This is a genomic window from Mycobacterium sp. 1245852.3, from assembly GCF_001669335.1.
Taxonomy (GTDB): Bacteria; Actinomycetota; Actinomycetes; order Mycobacteriales; family Mycobacteriaceae; genus Mycobacterium; species Mycobacterium europaeum_A.
This window is the reverse complement of record NZ_LZLL01000285.1, coordinates 1-15,015: the sequence shown is the minus strand read 5'-3', so window position 1 is coordinate 15,015 and position 15,015 is coordinate 1. Positions and strand designations below refer to the sequence as shown.

Here is a 15,015-nt window from a genome sequence, read left to right as displayed (position 1 = left end):
GGTGATCGTAGAAGTGTGTGCGTCGCGTGACCCGGTGCTGGCTGGAAACGATCGTTTGTTGACTGATTTTCCCGGCATGGCCATCTGCCCGGCGCCCCGCTGTTCAGTTGATGACTGCTCGCTGTTGACGGGCCGGGGATCTCGAGTCGACGGTCCGAAAAGCCTCGCGGTAGGCCTGGGGGCTGACGCCGACGATGCGGCGAAATGTTGGGCGCAACGACACCGCGGTGGCCAGGCCAACCTGGCGAGCGATGGCGTCGACCGTTAAATCGGTGCTTTCCAAGAGGTTTTGGGCGCGCAAGATGCGTTGATCGACCAGCCACTGCAGCGGCGAAATTCCGGTCTGATCGCGGAATCGCCGGTCGAAAGTCCTTCTGCTGAGGCCAGCTTCAGCGGCCAGGTCATCGATGTCCACGCTGTGAAGATGAGCGATGGCATACGCCATTACTCGACCCAGCTCGATGTCACCGGAGCCGGTCGGCACTGGACGGTCGACGAACTGCGCCTGACTACCGCACCGTGCGGGCGACAACACCAGATGGCGCGCGATCGCGGTTGCCGCCGCCGCACCCCAGTATCTGCGCACGACGTGCAGGCAAGCGTCCAGTCCGGCCGCCGTACCAGCGCTGGTGATGATGTCGCCGTCATCAACGTAGAGAACCGACGGGTCGACCCGAACTGACGGATAACGGGTGGTCAGCGTTGGCGCATGCGACCAGTGCGTGGCGGCGCGTCGGCCATCAAGCAGACCAGCGGCGGCGACGACGAACGCGCCCAAACACAGGCTGATCACCAGGGACCCGTCCGCGTGCGCCGAGCGGACCGCCTCCAACGGTTCTGGCGGCGGAACCTCATGAGGGCTGCGCCAACTCGGCACGATCACGATTCCCGCGCGATCCAGTGCCTCCAATCCGTGTGGTGGGTGAAACTCGACGCCGTCGGTGGTTTTCATCGGGCCGGCGTCACCGGCGACCGGCAGAACGGTGAACTCGGGCGCGCCGCGAGGGTTCATTCCGAACACACTCATCGGCACCGACGTCTCGAACATCGAGGCCCCGTCGAACATCAGCACCGCGATCACGCTTAGGTCGCGTGACCCGTTTGTGTGGCGTGCGGCCACGGACCCGACATCGTCGGGCACGGGACTTCGCCGCGGCATTGTTGGCGCGTTGACGGGGGCCTGACGGACCGGCGGAGCGAGCGCTGGGCGTGAGTGAACCGTGGTCATGCCGAACGCCCCCCGTCCGTTGTCAGTCACTGCATGGTGGCCCGATCGCCGCAAAGATCGGATGGCTTATCGTCGCGCGCGGAGCGGGCGCGTTGTGTGCTGGAACTGCACGCCTGTGTGCGGCAGCTGCGGACCGATGACCGCGGCCGATTACGGCGTTGCGCCGGTGCGGAAGCGATGACCGCGCCATTCACGTGGCGACAGGCCGTATTCGGCACGAAAGGCTCGACTAAAGCTCGAGATGTCGGAAAAGCCCTGCCGGCGAGCGACGCTGGCGATAGTGACACTGTCGGGGCATGCGGCGAGTTCATGGTGCGCCGCTTCCAGCCGGCGGGTGCGGATCCACTGCGACAGGCTGATATTGGCGTCGGCGAGCACCTTGTACAGGTGGCGGACCGAGATGAAGTGCGCGGCGGCGATCCTCTCGGCACTGAGTTCCGGGTCGCGTAGGTTCCGCGACACGTAGTCCAGAATCCGCATCCGAAGCGTGTTGGCAAGGGGTTCGGCAGCTCGGTCGGGGTATCCCAACTGGGTCACGATGACCGCGCGCAGCAATTCGATGCTCGGATGCCCGGCGAGATCTCCGTTGACCGTGGTGAAGAGGGACGGATCCGACGCCAGACGGCGTAGATAGTCGAACGTCAGCGAGGCCAGCGGATGGTCCGGAACCAACGGCACCGCGCACGCTTTGCGAATAAGGTCCGGCGGCAGTGCGAGGGCTGAGTGCGGAATCTGGAAAAACTCTCCGCCCATCCCCTCCTCGTTGAGCAGGGTGTAGGCCGCCGTGGAGTCGTACATCGCCATCGCGCCTGGCCGCAGTACCGCTTCCCTGTCCTCCTGCACCACCATGCTCGTGCCGTCCAGCTGAAGGTTGACGAATACAGTCGGCTCAACGCCGTCACGCGCGAGCGCCGGCGTGCGCTCCACCCGATTAGCGGTGGTTCGACCAGAGCAGACTTTGAGTTCGCCCAGCGGCGTGATCAGCCCGTGCGCCGTCGCCTGCGGCCCGTCTTGGATCCAATGCCACTCGACGGAGACCATCGCGGCGCCCATCGCCCAGTGCATGTAGTCGGCGCGTTCCATTGGGTCGACGCTGTCGGTATCAAGCACAATGCCCACGCAAAACACTTCCTCTTACGCGTTGGGCGACTGCTTAGCCATAGGTCGCCATTCTAACTGGCGCAACCCGCTAGCGCGCGACGACGGCCGACTCGGCGGATTGGCAATCATCGGCACGTTGTTCGCCGTCTCGGCGGGAAAACCAGTCGAACAGCGATCGTTTCCAGCCAGCACCGGCTCACTCGCGTCATGCCCTTCTACGATCACCGCTAGGGCCCAGACCGGTTCCCCCGGAAGCCCTTTCTCGGCTGGAGGAGGTATGTCGATGCAGCAACTTCGCCACAACGTGTTCGACACCGCGGATGTTCGAATCCACTACGTGACCGCCGGAACGCCGCCGAGCGACGGCGGGGACGACCGAGCCATCGTGCTGTTGCACGGTTGGCCCCAGACCTGGTGGGAATGGCGGCACATCATGGAGCCTCTCCATTCCGACGGTTGGTTTGTCGTAGCTCCCGACTACCGAGGTGCCGGGGGATCGTCGAAGCCTTCGAGCGGGTACGACAAGCAGACGATGGCGGGCGACATCAAGGGATTGCTTGAGCACCTCGGCGTGCAAAAGCCGATCACACTGGTCGGTCATGACCTTGGACTGATGGTCGCATATGCGTACGCCTCCCTCTATCCGGCCGACATCGAACGTCTCGTGCTCATGGAGGCTCCGATCCCTGGTACCAAGTCGATGGAAAGCGTGGCCACAACCAACTTCAGGGAGAACAAGTTGTGGCACTTTCACATGCACGGTGCAGCAGACAATGTCGCCGAGACCCTGATTGCCGGCAACGAGTTCCCTTATCTGCGCTCGTTCTACGTCAGGTTGAGTGCGAACCCCGACGCCATTTCACTGGCGGACGCTCAGCGATACGTCGCCGACTACACGGCCCCGGGTGCCATGCGAGCCGGGATCGAACTCTTTCGGGCTTTTGAGAAGGATGCAGTGGACAACCAGCGCGTCATGTCCGAAAAGGGCAAGCTCACCATGCCCGTACTTGGTCTCGGAGGGAACGCAAGCTTCTTTTTACCGATCGCCGAGGAGATGCTCGCCGAGGTCGCCGAAAACTTCACGGTCCGGCCGATCGAGGCATCGGGCCATTGGATCGCCGAGGAGCAACCGGAGACGCTCCTGCTACGCCTGCGCGAATTCATCGACGCGACCGGCGGTGACCAGTCGGGGCGAGCGGCATGATCATCCTGAACGTATTTTTCGACGTGGCCCAGCAGCACGAGGCCGAGTTCCTGAAACTCTTGAATCACATGGTGATTGAGTCCAACAAGGAGGACGGCTGCAGCCTGTATCAACTGTGGCGGAACGCCCACGACCCCTACAGCTATGTCCTCGTCGAACACTGGGACACCCCAGAGAGCCTGAGGCGCCATGGCAAGACGCCGCACTGGATCGACTTCAATAACACCGTCAACGGGTACCTGAAGTCGGACTACGACGAGCACCACTACGAGGAAATTCCGCGCTGACCCCGCCGCGGCCGGGGTACCACTCAGCTATATCGCGTACAGAGCAGGAAGATTCACCACGATCGCTTCCTGGCTGCTACGCGCAATCACCATTTCGGCCGGTGTGCTCGGATCGGGATTCTCTTCCCGATGCGGCAGGTGCGGGGGGACGAAGACGTAATCACCGGGACCCGTCCGCACGCGAACCTCGCGGGCTCCGTCGAAGAACACGAACTCAGGGTGCCCACTTCGGATGTAGATCATGGTTTCGGAGTCACCATGATGGTGGTTGGCCGACACACTGCCAGGCGCGGCCAACGTCTCTCCCATCCACAACTTTTCACTGCCCACGCTGGCTCCGCTCAAGGCGGCGAACCGCCGCATGCCATCAGTTTGCGCCGTAGTCGCGTCGAGTTCGGAGGACTTTATGTGGCGCACACGGTTACGGGCTCGACTGTTCGCGCCATCGGCGGAGAAGTCGGGATGAAAACCATCGAGGCTCGCCATACGTTCCAGCGTAGGCTCGTTCGCTGGCCGAATGTCTGCCTGTTTGTCGACGAATTCAGGCCAACCAGCGATCGATTCAAGTCAGCATCAACGCGTCGCATCGACGGTTGGTGCGGGTAATGGTCCGTCATCCGAAACCCGAGCAGGACAACGGCTTTCGTAATTCACGGTTGCGGCGCTGGAGTTCGTTCGTGGGTTGAACGTACATGTCGTTGGCTATCGGAAGGCAGGGCTCGAGGCGCCGATGCGCTCCAGGCGCAACACCCACGCTACGAAACCGAAACTGCTCGCGGCCAGCAGCGCCTCGCCCTGAAGTAGGTTCACAACGCCAGGCGCAAAGCATCGCGCTTGGGCGGCCCCGACTGGGGGTATTCGGCTGAGCAAGATGACGCAAACGCCCAATGAAAGCACGGACCAAATCGACCCATGCGTGCGTGTTTACGGGGCGCGGGTCCACAATCTGCGGGGAGTCGACGTCGTGGCGCCGCGCGACGCGCTCGTCGCGTTCACCGGCATCTCCGGATCCGGCAAATCGTCGTTGGCATTCGGCACCATCTATGCCGAAGCCCAGCGCCGCTATTTCGAATCGGTCGCCCCGTACGCCCGCCGCCTGCTATTGCCCACCGGCGCGCCGAAGGTGGATGACATCACCGGGCTACCCCCCGCCGTCGCGCTGCAGCAGCGCCGCGGTTCGTCGACGTCGCGGTCGACGGTCGGCACCGTCACCACCCTGTCGAACCTGTTGAGGATGCTGTTCTCCCGCGCGGGGACCTACCCGCGGGGAGCCACGGAACGACTGGACTCCGATGCGTTCTCGCCGAACACCGCCGTGGGGGCGTGCCCGGAATGCCACGGGCTTGGCCGAATTCATCGGGTGACCGAACAGACGCTGGTGCCGGACCCGTCGCTGACCGTCCGCGAAGGCGCCGTGGCCGCATGGCCCGGCGCGTGGCAAGGCCAGAACCTGCGCGACATCCTCGTCACGCTGGGGTATGACATCGACAAGCCATGGCACAAACTCCCCAAGCGGCAACGCAATTGGATTCTGTTCACCGATGAACAACCAACGGTTGAAATCGATCCTGGCCAACACCCCGTGCAGGCCGATTATTACTACAACGGCACTTTCTCCAGCGCCGAACGTCATGTCCGCCACACGTTGGCCAACTCCCATAGCGCGATGATGCGTCGGCGCGTGTTGCAATTCGTCGACACCGTCGAGTGCCCGGTATGCGACGGTTCGGGGTTGCGGCCCGAGGCGCTGCGGGTGACTTTCGCCGGGCGCACCATCGCCGACTACACGGCGATGCCGTTGGCCGACCTCGCTGATACGTTGCGCCCGACGGCTTCTCGGACCGACGCCGCCGCCGCGTACGAGTCCACGCAATCCGGTGAGCTGACCGAAGTGGCGACCATGATCGCCGCCGACCTCGTTGCCCGCCTGCAGGTGCTCATAGATCTCGGCCTCGGCTACCTGACGCTCAGTCGCCGCACGCCGACGGTGTCACCCGGCGAACTGCAGCGGTTGCGGCTGGCCACTCAGCTGCGCGCCGGCTTGTTCGGCGTCCTCTATGTGCTCGATGAGCCGTCGGCCGGACTGCACCCGGCCGACGCCGAACCGCTGCTCGACGTGCTCGATCGCCTACGTCGCGCAGGCAATTCGGTATTTGTGGTCGAGCACGACATGGATGTTGTGCGCCGTGCCGACTGGATCGTCGACGTGGGCCCGGGGGCCGGCGAGCTGGGCGGGGGTGTGCTCTACAGCGGGCCGGTGCCGGGTCTTGCCGACGTCGAGGAATCGGTCACCCGTCACTACCTTTTCGAGAACGCCGGCCCGGCGCCTCGCCAACCGCGCACGCCGTCCGGGCGGCTGCGGCTGGGCGGAATCTGCTTCCACAATCTGAGAGACCTCGACGTGGACCTGCCGCTCGGCGTATACACCGCGGTCACCGGAGTGTCCGGTTCAGGCAAGTCGACACTTGTCGTCAAGGTCCTCGGTGACGTCGTGCACAGCCAGCTCGGCACCGGACGAGCGGCCGACCCGGCCGAATCCGATGACGACGAAACCGACAGCGGCGTAGTCGATCTCGATCACGATGCGAGTGCCGGTGTGACGGTAGAAGGCGCCGAGCAGATCAACCGGCTGGTCTCCGTGGACCAGCGCCCGATCGGACGCACACCGCGCTCGACGCTGGCGACCTACACCGGCTTGTTCGACGCCGTGCGCCGTGAATTTGCCGCGACCCCAAAGGCGCGTCGCCGCGGTTGGACGGCGGGCAGGTTTTCCTTCAACGTGGCTGAAGGTCGCTGCCCCACCTGTCAGGGGGAGGGGTTCGTCTCGGTCGAATTGTTGTTCCTGCCAGGCACATACGGCACCTGCCCGGCGTGTCAAGGAGCACGTTACTCCGACGAGACACTCGAGGTGCGCTATCGCGACCGGACGATCGCCGACGTGCTCGCGATGACCGTCGATCAGGCCGCGAAGTTTTTTGCCGACGTCGCCAGTGCCGCGCGGAGCTTGACCACGCTGCAAGAGGTCGGACTGGGGTACCTGCGTCTCGGACAGCCCGCGACCGAGCTCTCGGGTGGCGAGGCGCAGCGGATCAAGCTCGCCGCCGAACTGCAGAGACCCCGCCGAGGGCATACCCTCTACGTCCTCGACGAGCCGACCACCGGGCTGCATCCCGCCGACGTCGATCTGCTCGACCGTCAGCTGCACCGCCTGGTCGACGCGGGCAACACCGTCGTGGTGGCCGAGCACGACATGCGGATGGTCGTGGGCGCCGACTGGGTGATCGACCTGGGGCCGGGGGCCGGCAGCGACGGCGGTCGGGTCGTCGCGGCGGGGCCGCCGCAGAAGGTGGCCCGCGCAAAACCCAGTCGCACGGCGCCCTACCTCGCGAAGCGGTTGGCGCCGTCCGTTACTTGCTGACGAAGTTATCGACGGGTTCAGGCGATCTGGACAGCCGCTTGTTCGAAGTATTGGTTGTAGGCAAGGTAGACCGGTTTCTTCCCGGTCCGCTCTAGAAACTCCTGGACTGCCCTGAACTCATGTTCCTGGGCGCCCGGATAGTTATAAAACTCATCAAACACGATGACGGTACCTGACACGATATTGTCGCCCAACAGGCTGAAAATCTCTTGCGTCGATGCGTAAATATCGCAATCAATATGCAGGAAAGCGATGGGAGTGGTTTTCAGAATTCGCTTTTTGAATTCCGGAAGGGTTTCGTGGAACATGCCCTTGACCAGAGCTACGTTATGGAGCACGGGCAGCATCCACCCCTCGGCGTTGGCCCGGAAAGTACCTTGGGGAACCGTGATATCGGTGCGGGTCCATCGTTCCGGAAGGCCGTCGAACGAATCGAATCCCCAGATGCGCTGTCCGGGGTTGAGCGCGGCAATGAAGTTGATGGTTCTTTCGTTGCACACGCCCATCTCCAAGAATGCGCCTCGCAGCGTCACGTGGTCAGAGCCGTATTTGAGCAATTCCGCATCGGTGTCGAGAGCTTCGGCATCGCCGAAGTGCTCGGCCACCATCGTCCGCGCTGTCGGCGATTCTCGATAGTCCTTGTCCATCGGGTAGAAGTTGAGGATTTGATGGCCGTGGTGCCATTCCTCGCTCACTATCGCATATTTACCAATTTGGCCCAATCGAATCCGCTGCTACACGGGTAATCTGACGCCACCGACGGCTCCATGCGCTCAACCTCCTCGCCGGAAGACGCAGCGTGATTTATCGGCAGCGTAGAGGCTTGGCAATCAATTCACGACGGATTGTGGAATCCCATCGGCCACCCGCGGATGGTCTCGATCCACGCGCTCGACGGCGAAACCCACGCTCGGCATCGCCGCGAACTGCCGTCACCGCCCACGACGCGCGGTCTCACTACCGCCGTGTGGCGACATTGCTGACGAGACACGAAAAATTTGATCCACCGTTGCGACCGTTAGCGCAGTACTCTTTTTGTGCCAGCATCTCCGTGAAGGAGAGGGATCGTGGGATCTCAGAGAGTCGTCGGTAGTCAGGCGGATCGGCTCCCGTTGGCCGCGCGGGCCTCAGCAGTGCCCGCGACGATCCTCGAACTAGGCGGTCGGTATCCGGGGGCCGCGGTGTTGTTCGCGGCGCCGCTGACGGTTGCCGGCATTTGGGGGATGGTCACGCGCCCGTCGTTGGCATTGCCGCTGGTGCTGCTGGCCGGCGTGGCCTTGGTGTTGATCGATTTCCTGGCGGGCCCGTACCGGGTGGCCGAGCAAAAGGCGCGGGTCGCCGGCGCCCAGAAGCCGAGCCGTCAGCCGATACTGAACCAGCCCAGGATGCAGTTCACACAGACGCCGCCGCGGCAGAAGGTAGAACCCCAGGCAGGGGTGCAGGCAGAAGCCGCCGCCGCTCAGGCGCTGGCCGCGGAAGCCGAAGCGGTGGCCGCCGAGGCGCGGGCCCGCGCCGACGCTGCCGCAGCCGAAGCCCTGGCCGCGGAAGCCGAAGCGCTGGCCGCGGAAGCCGAAGCCCTGGCCGCCGAGGCGCGGGCGCAGGAAGAAGCGGCCGCGGCCGAAGCGCTGGCGGCCGAACCCGAGGCGGTGGCCGCCGAGGCGCGGGCGCAGGCCGAGATCGCCGCGGCGGAAGCGCTGGCCGGCGAGGCGCGCCAGCGGGAGCGGGCGCGCGCGGAAGCCATCGCTGCCGAAGCGCTGGCCGCGGAGGCGCGCAAGCGGGCCGAAACCGCCGAGGCCCACGCGCTGGCCGCCGAGGCCCGCAAGCAGGCCAAGGCCGCCGAAGCGCACGCGCTGGCCGCCGAAGCCCGCGAACGGGCCAAAGCCGCCGAACCGGAAGCCTTGGCCGCCGAGGCCCGGGCGCATGCGGAAGCCACCGAGACCCAGGCCCTGATCGCGGAGGCCCGGGCGCGGGAGCTGGCGCGCGCGAAGGCCGCCGAAGCCGAAGCGGCGGCCATCGAGGCGCGCAAGCAAGCCGAAGCCGCGGAAGCGCAAGCGCTGGCCGCGGCGGCGCGCAAGCGGGCCGAAGCCGCCGAAACCGAGGCCCTGGCGGCCGAAGCGCGAAATCGGGCAAAGGCCGCCGAGGCCGAAGCGCTGGTGGCCGAGTCGCGGGCGCGCGCCGAAGCCGCCGAGACGCAGGCCGCGGCTGCCGAGGCCCGGGTACGGGAGCGGGCGCGGGCCGAAGCCGCCGAGGCCGAGGCCCTGGCCGCCGAGTCGCGCGCACGCGCCGAAGCCGCCGAAACGCGAGCCCGGGCCGCCGAGGTCTGGGCGGGAGCCGAAGCCGCCGAGGCCCAAGCTCGGGCCGCCGAGGCGCGGGCGCGGGCAATCCGGCTGCGGCTGGAAGCTGATGCCAAAGCCAAGCGGCAAGGGAACAAACCGTAGGCGAAAGTGCTGTCCTGTCCGCCCGCGGGTCTGAAGATTTGGGATCGGTAGCGAACCCGAGCCGGTGCGATTGCCCATGCAACGACAACGCAGACGACAGCGACCAGGAGAACCCACCATGAAGCGAACACTCACCGGAGCACTGCTGTCGGGCACCGTGGTCCTGGGAAGTCTCGGGCTGGGCACCGGTGTCGCCCAGGCCGACCCGGGAACGGGCATCTGTAATCAGTTGGCCATGTGCAGCTACATCTGGTGTCCCGGGAGTCCGCTGCCGATGCCGGACGTTGTATGGGACATGAACACGTGCCACCACTACTACGGCGGGAGCCTCGGACATCCGGGGACCGAGGGGGGCATTCAAGTCGGCGCGCACATTCTGGAGGGGGACCCGTCCCCGGCGAACACCTGTAACGGATCCCCCATCTGCTTGCCCGGTCTGTAAGAGGCCCTGACCCGTCGACGTGTGGAAAGCCGGCGCCTGGGTATCTTGGCGAGCGTATGTCTACAGCTCGAACACAACCGGATCAGCGCGAACTCGACGGCGTCCTGGGGACCATCGACGCCATCTCCCAGGCCTTCGCGGCCAAGATCGTCGGGCAGCGCGAACTACGCGAGTCGCTGCTGATCGGCCTGCTTGCCGGCGGCCACATCCTGCTCGAAAGCGTGCCGGGCCTGGCCAAAACCACCGCCGCCAAGGTGCTCGCCGAGTCGATTCACGGCCGGTTCCAACGTATCCAGTGCACGCCCGACCTGCTGCCCAGCGACATCATCGGCACCCAGCTCTACGACTCGGCGACCAACTCGTTCGTCACCCAGCTCGGTCCGGTGCACGCCAACATCGTGCTGCTCGACGAGATCAACCGGTCCAGTGCGAAGACGCAGAGCGCGATGCTCGAGGCGATGGAGGAGCGGCAGACCACGATCGCCGGGCAGGTGCACCCGCTGGCGGATCCCTTTCTGGTCATCGCCACCCAGAACCCCGTCGACCAGGAGGGCACCTATCCGCTCTCCGAGGCGCAGACCGACCGCTTCCTGCTCAAGGAGATCGTGCGCTATCCCTCCCCGCAGGAGGAGGTGGAAGTCATGACGCGGATCGACGCCGGCGTCTACGACAAGGGGCGCCCGGCCCCGCCGGTGGTCAGCCTCGACGACGTGCTGCGCCTGCAGGACGTGGTGCGCCACGTCCACATGGACCGCGCGCTCATGCTCTACGCCAGCCAGTTGGTCGACGCGACGCGTCACCCCGAGCGTGCGTTGCCCAAGCAGATCGCGCGCCTGGTCGAATACGGCGCCAGCCCACGCGCCACGATCGCGTTCTGCAAGGCGGCCCGCGCGCAGGCCGTGCTATCCGGGCGCGCACACGTGCTGCCCGAGGACATCGCAAAACTCGCCCACCGGGTGCTGCGGCACCGACTGATCCTCGGATTCGAAGCGGCGAGCGCCGATATCACCGCCGAGGTCGTGGTCGACGCCGCGCTGCGGGCCGTCCGGGTCCCCTAGGGGCCACAGGGCCATCGTGGGCAAACACCTCAACCGGGCGAAAGCCCACTTCGGCACCGACACCCGCGGTCTGCTCGAAGGTGGGCGCTACGCGCTATTGCATACGCGCAGCATGGAATTCGACGACCTGCGCCCATACGTTCCCGGCGACGACGTCCGCGACATCGACTGGAAGGCGTCCGCGCGCTCGGGCGGCGTGCTCATCAAGCGGTTCGTCTCCGAAAAGCACCACAAGATCCTGCTCGTCGCCGACGCCGGCCGCAACATGTCGGCGCTCGCCCCGAGCGGAGAGTGCAAACGCGATGTCGCCGCGCACATCATGGGCGCGGTGGGATTGATCGGCCTACGGCGATCCGATCAGATCGGCATGGTTTACGGTGACCGCCGCGGCTGTGTGAACATCCCGCAGCGGCGCGGCGAGTCGCACATCGAGGGGCTGCTGCACCGCTGGTATCAGCACACGACGGTTGGCCCCGGCCGCAGCGACATCGCCGCCCAACTCGATTACGTCGCAACGCATTACCGGCACACCATGCTGATCATCGTGGTGTCGGACGAACCCGAGGTCGACGACCGACTCGGTGAAATGCTTACCAGGCTGACCGGGCGCCACGACATCATGTGGGCGATGGTGTCGGACATGCCCGCCGTGGGACCCGACGACACCGACGGATACGATGTCGCCACCGGACGCTTCGTCTTGAACGGCGCCGACCTCGGACCGCGCGTCGTTGCCGCCTACCGCCGCGCGGAGCGGGCCCGCCGCGCCCGCCTCGATGCCTTCCTGACCGCGCACGCGATCCCGCACGCAATTATCGCGGGCAGCAACGACATTCGGCGCGAACTCGTCCGCCTGACCGAGGTGGCCGCTCGTGCCGGGTGATCTGCTGCGCCATCTGTTCGGTCCACAGCCCTACTCGCCGTGGTGGCTGTGGCTGGCCGTCCTAATGCTCCTCGCCGTCATCGGTTGGTATGCGGGTGTCTTCGTGTGGACGCTGCCGTCGCAGCGGTTGCGGCGCATCCCCGTCGTGCGGCGGATGCATGCCCGGGTGATCCGCCGCCGGTTCGCCCGTCGCGTGCAGGGCATCGCCGAGGAGCACGACGCCGGGCAGATCTCGGCGCCGGCGGCGTGCGCCGCGATCAGCCGAACGGTGCGCAGCTTTCTGCATCAGGCGACCGGGGTGCGGGCCCAATACCTGCAAGTCGGTGCCATGGCCGACGCGAACCTCGCCGGGGCCGCACCGCTGTTGACCCGGCTCGGTGATGCGCAGTTCAACGCCGAGTCACGAGTCGACGTCGCCGACGTGAGCGCGCGGGCGCAGGAGTTGATCCGGTCGTGGACCTGAGGTGGTGGCCGGTAGCGGCCATCGGCGCGGCCACCGTTGCCGCGGTGGTCGCGCTGGCGGCGCTGCTTCCGATGACCGCGGCTCGCCGGCGGCTACGGCCGCTGGCCAACATCGCACGGCTGACCCGGTTGCCCGAGTACGCCAAAGTTGCTCGGCTGCGTTCCCTCTCGACGATCGTGACCCTGGTGGTGCTGACGGTCATGTTCGGCGCCGCGACGTGGGCCGCGGCCCGTCCGAGCGTGGCGCGCAACGACTTCGACGCCGCTCACCCCGAAGACATCATGGTGTGCGTCGGGCAACCGGTGGCCGATGCGGCCACCGCCGAACTGCTCGACTACTTCGCGCGCCAGACCGCGGCGTCACCTCAGGCGCAACGCATCGGCCTGACATCGGTCAACCGCCGCGTGGTGCCACTGACGCGCGACCATCAGTACGCCGCGGCGCAATTCGCCGACTACCTCGGCGCCCATCAGGCGCACACGTCATTCGCCCCGCCGGTGCCGTACTCGGACTACGCCGCCAGCGTGAATGACGTTCTGGCGCTGTGCCTCTCAGGTTTTCCGTCCACCGAGCATCCCAATACGCACCGGCGCTCGGTGATCTACCTTGGACCGTCGGATCTGCGTGCCGCGGCGGAGCAGCGCGCCGTACTGTTCGCCGATGGCAGCGTTCGGGCCCTGGCCCAACGGACCGGGGCGCAGATCAATGTGATCGACACCGCCCCGTCGGCGGCGAGCGGTTCCCTGGCCGCGCTCACCCGGCAGACCGGCGGCGGGTACGTCGCGGCGGGCACGACGTCGGTGACCACGGCGCTCAACGGGATTCGGGCGCACGCCCCGCCGGCGCGCACGGCCGACGGCGCCGTGGTGACGGCGGACTTCCGGGACGCGCCGGCGGTGCCTCTGGCGATCGCGCTGCTGTCGGCGGCCGTGCTCTCGGTGGCTCTGTTGGTGTTGCGCCGATGACGTTTCAACCTCTGCTGCCCGGGCCGATCCTCGCGGTCGTCGCCGGTGCCCTTGCCCTGGCCCGCCTGGTGGCGCTGTGGCGGGTGCTAGCGTCGGCGGGAAGCCGCCGCCGCCGCGCGGTGCTGCGCTGGACGGGCGTGACTCTGGCGGTGCTGCTGCTCATCATCGCGACCACCCGCCCGGCGCTGGTGAACGACAACCGCCAAGACGCGACGCCGGCGGCCGGCGCGGCTCTCAACGTGTTCCTCGTCGTGGATCGGTCGGCAGACTCGAATATCGAGGACTACGGCAACGGCGAACCGCGGATCGCGGGGATGCGCGACGACATCGCGGCATTGACCAAGCAATACCCCGCGGCGCGGTTCGCGCTGATCACCTTCGATTCGAAGGCTTCCCTCGATTGGCCGCTGTCCGAGGATGTTTGGAGTCTACGACCGACCGTCGCGACGCTCGGTTCGAGCAACGCAGGTCGCGACGCGAACGCTGGAGCGGCGGACAACGTGCTGCGCTACCAACTGATCCAGGCGACGCAGCAATATCCGGGGTCGCGAAACGTGGTGCTCTACTTCGGTTCGGGTGCGCCCGGATCCCAGGCGCCGCAGGACGACTTCACCGTCACGCGGGGGACGGTGAGCGGGGGAGCGGTGCTGGGATACGGCCGCAGCGACGCAATCGACGAAGCCGAATTGCGCAGGCTGGCAGCACAACTCGACATTCCCTACGTCCACCGGGATCGTGGACGGCCCTTCCGGCCGGACCTGCCCGATTCACCGCGCCGCGTCGAGGCCGACCGGATCGAGCTGTACTGGTTGCCCGCGCTGCTGGCGGCGGGGCTGCTGCTCGCCGAGATCTACCTTTCGGTCCGAGAGTTCCGGCGCGGCCGGATCGCCCGACGGGACTTGGTGTCATGACGCGCAGACCGGCGCGCTTGCGGCTGCGACGACGCCTTGTCATCTACTCGGCCCCGCTGACCGTCCTGGCGCTCTTGATCGCCGTCAAACTGATCTCGGTTGCCGTGGTGGGGCATTGGGCCGCCTCCTCGTTCGCCCGCGGCGATGGGAGCGCGGTGCGAGCCGACGCGGCGATTCTCGGCGCGGCCAACCTGGTGGAACCGGCCAAGGCGCCGTTCGTCGCGGGCACCGCTGCCGTGCTCGACGGCCAACTCGAGGACGCCGACGCCCACTTCGCCGACGCGCTGGCCCGCAGCGGCACCGCCCGCTCATGCCCGGTGCGGGTCAACCTCGAACTGGTCCGCGAAACTCAGGGCGACCGGGCAGCGGCGGCGGGGGACCGCGTACGCGCCGACGAACGCTACGCGAGTGCGCTGGCCGTCGTCGACGCCGCGCCGGGCGGCTGCTTTTCCGGCAACGCCGACCCGGACCCGCAACGGCGCGCCATCCGTGACGACGCGGCAAACAGGTTGGCGGTTAAGAGAAGTGCGCTCAACGCGCCGCCGGAAGCGCCGCGTCGGCTCGCACCGCGCTCCCATCGCCGCGGGCGAACGAGGAGGCGGCCCAATGCCCCACCA

The 15,015-nt window shown here is 66.6% G+C and carries 15 protein-coding genes; 11 read left to right on the top strand and 4 right to left on the bottom strand.

The window, feature by feature from the left end; genetic code table 11:
* Window positions 1-103: 103 nt before the first annotated feature.
* Window positions 104-1,081, bottom strand: coding sequence for a helix-turn-helix domain-containing protein (locus A9W96_RS12780; RefSeq protein ID WP_197499503.1), 978 nt, complete (start codon window positions 1,079-1,081; stop codon window positions 104-106).
* Between the two features lie 297 nt (window positions 1,082-1,378).
* Window positions 1,379-2,347, bottom strand: a complete 969-nt coding sequence (locus A9W96_RS12775) for a helix-turn-helix domain-containing protein (protein ID WP_156765217.1) — start codon at window positions 2,345-2,347, stop codon at window positions 1,379-1,381.
* Between the two features lie 265 nt (window positions 2,348-2,612).
* On the opposite strand from A9W96_RS12775, the gene A9W96_RS12770 reads away from it, so the two are divergent.
* Together A9W96_RS12770 and A9W96_RS12765 are read left to right on the top strand one after the other, a co-directional pair.
* Complete coding sequence (locus tag A9W96_RS12770; protein ID WP_067140177.1) at window positions 2,613-3,533, top strand: alpha/beta fold hydrolase; 921 nt, start codon at window positions 2,613-2,615, stop codon at window positions 3,531-3,533.
* The gene (locus tag A9W96_RS12765; RefSeq protein ID WP_067140173.1) at window positions 3,530-3,820 is read left to right on the top strand and encodes a putative quinol monooxygenase; all 291 of its coding nucleotides are present in this window, start codon (window positions 3,530-3,532) and stop codon (window positions 3,818-3,820) included. The genes A9W96_RS12770 and A9W96_RS12765 overlap by 4 nt, the downstream gene beginning before the upstream one ends.
* A 27-nt stretch (window positions 3,821-3,847) precedes the next feature.
* Here A9W96_RS12765 and A9W96_RS12760 read toward each other — a convergent pair whose 3' ends face one another.
* The gene (locus A9W96_RS12760) at window positions 3,848-4,306 is read right to left on the bottom strand and encodes a cupin domain-containing protein (protein WP_067140170.1); all 459 of its coding nucleotides are present in this window, start codon (window positions 4,304-4,306) and stop codon (window positions 3,848-3,850) included.
* Window positions 4,307-4,691: 385 nt separating this feature from the next.
* Between A9W96_RS12760 and A9W96_RS12755 the strand changes: the two genes are divergently transcribed.
* Window positions 4,692-7,238, top strand: coding sequence for an excinuclease ABC subunit UvrA (locus tag A9W96_RS12755; RefSeq protein ID WP_067140167.1), 2,547 nt, complete (start codon window positions 4,692-4,694; stop codon window positions 7,236-7,238).
* 17 nt (window positions 7,239-7,255) lie between these two features.
* Here the strand turns inward: A9W96_RS12755 and A9W96_RS12750 are convergent, their stop codons facing one another.
* The gene (locus A9W96_RS12750) at window positions 7,256-7,933 is read right to left on the bottom strand and encodes a TylF/MycF/NovP-related O-methyltransferase (RefSeq protein WP_067140164.1); all 678 of its coding nucleotides are present in this window, start codon (window positions 7,931-7,933) and stop codon (window positions 7,256-7,258) included.
* Between the two features lie 372 nt (window positions 7,934-8,305).
* Here A9W96_RS12750 and A9W96_RS12745 point away from each other — a divergent pair, with 372 nt between their 5' ends.
* The 8 genes from A9W96_RS12745 to A9W96_RS12710 form a co-directional block, all read left to right on the top strand.
* Window positions 8,306-9,676 (top strand): hypothetical protein, encoded by a 1,371-nt coding sequence (locus tag A9W96_RS12745; protein WP_156765216.1) that lies wholly within the window; start codon window positions 8,306-8,308, stop codon window positions 9,674-9,676.
* 118 nt (window positions 9,677-9,794) lie between these two features.
* Window positions 9,795-10,118 carry a hypothetical protein gene (locus A9W96_RS12740; protein ID WP_066869013.1) on the top strand — a complete coding sequence of 108 codons (324 nt, stop codon included), beginning with the start codon at window positions 9,795-9,797 and terminating at the stop codon, window positions 10,116-10,118.
* A gap of 56 nt (window positions 10,119-10,174) precedes the next feature.
* Window positions 10,175-11,176: a MoxR family ATPase gene (locus tag A9W96_RS12735; protein WP_067140157.1), complete on the top strand. Its 1,002-nt coding sequence runs from the start codon at window positions 10,175-10,177 to the stop codon at window positions 11,174-11,176.
* A gap of 16 nt (window positions 11,177-11,192) precedes the next feature.
* A complete protein-coding gene (locus tag A9W96_RS12730) occupies window positions 11,193-12,059 on the top strand; it encodes a DUF58 domain-containing protein (RefSeq protein WP_067024400.1) in 867 nt (288 codons plus the stop codon).
* Entirely contained in the window at window positions 12,049-12,522 is a 474-nt protein-coding gene (locus A9W96_RS12725) for a hypothetical protein (RefSeq protein ID WP_067024403.1), read from the top strand. Before A9W96_RS12730 ends, A9W96_RS12725 begins: the two co-directional genes overlap by 11 nt.
* Window positions 12,513-13,487, top strand: coding sequence for a hypothetical protein (locus A9W96_RS12720; protein ID WP_067140154.1), 975 nt, complete (start codon window positions 12,513-12,515; stop codon window positions 13,485-13,487). Before A9W96_RS12725 ends, A9W96_RS12720 begins: the two co-directional genes overlap by 10 nt.
* Window positions 13,484-14,398, top strand: a complete 915-nt coding sequence (locus tag A9W96_RS12715) for a vWA domain-containing protein (protein ID WP_067140151.1) — start codon at window positions 13,484-13,486, stop codon at window positions 14,396-14,398. Before A9W96_RS12720 ends, A9W96_RS12715 begins: the two co-directional genes overlap by 4 nt.
* A partial coding sequence (locus A9W96_RS12710) for a hypothetical protein (RefSeq protein ID WP_197499502.1) occupies window positions 14,395-15,015 on the top strand: 621 nt, incomplete at its 3' end. The genes A9W96_RS12715 and A9W96_RS12710, both read left to right, overlap by 4 nt.

Coding starts and splice junctions, on each gene's coding strand:
- A9W96_RS12770 (WP_067140177.1), top strand. CDS start 2,613: ATGCAGCAACTTCGCCACAACGTGTTCGACACCGCGGATGTTCGAATC.
- A9W96_RS12765 (WP_067140173.1), top strand. CDS start 3,530: ATGATCATCCTGAACGTATTTTTCGACGTGGCCCAGCAGCACGAGGCC.
- A9W96_RS12760 (WP_067140170.1), bottom strand. CDS start 4,306: ATGGCGAGCCTCGATGGTTTTCATCCCGACTTCTCCGCCGATGGCGCG.
- A9W96_RS12755 (WP_067140167.1), top strand. CDS start 4,692: ATGACGCAAACGCCCAATGAAAGCACGGACCAAATCGACCCATGCGTG.
- A9W96_RS12740 (WP_066869013.1), top strand. CDS start 9,795: ATGAAGCGAACACTCACCGGAGCACTGCTGTCGGGCACCGTGGTCCTG.
- A9W96_RS12735 (WP_067140157.1), top strand. CDS start 10,175: ATGTCTACAGCTCGAACACAACCGGATCAGCGCGAACTCGACGGCGTC.
- A9W96_RS12715 (WP_067140151.1), top strand. CDS start 13,484: ATGACGTTTCAACCTCTGCTGCCCGGGCCGATCCTCGCGGTCGTCGCC.